The following is a 254-nucleotide window of genomic DNA, read 5'->3' as shown; positions in this document are numbered from 1 at the left end:
GGATAATCTTTTTCAGATTCAATCAATAATTGAACCGCTCTTTCTCTGATTTCAGGGGTATATTTTAATTTTGTCATCGGGATAGTCTCTCAGAATATTGACTCTCCGACAAACCCGGTACGGTTCAAATTGTTGGATGGAAAGTATCTACACGGATGAATACAGACATGGTGCTTGATGCATTGGAACAAGCATTGCATGATCGAGGCATGCCAAAGAATGTGATTCATCATTCCGATAGAGGTGTGCAATAT

At 39.4% G+C, this 254-nt stretch carries 1 pseudogene; it reads left to right on the top strand.

Annotation, left to right across the window (positions count from 1 at the left end):
• Positions 1-128 precede the first annotated feature (128 nt).
• A pseudogene (locus GBN19_RS16390) lies at positions 129-254 on the top strand (DDE-type integrase/transposase/recombinase); the annotation flags it as partial.

The sequence above is a fragment of the Acinetobacter brisouii genome (assembly GCF_008993995.1).
Lineage (GTDB): Bacteria > Pseudomonadota > Gammaproteobacteria > Pseudomonadales > Moraxellaceae > Acinetobacter > Acinetobacter brisouii_A.
The sequence above is the reverse complement of the archived record's forward strand: the minus strand, read 5'-3'. Positions and strand labels throughout refer to the sequence as shown.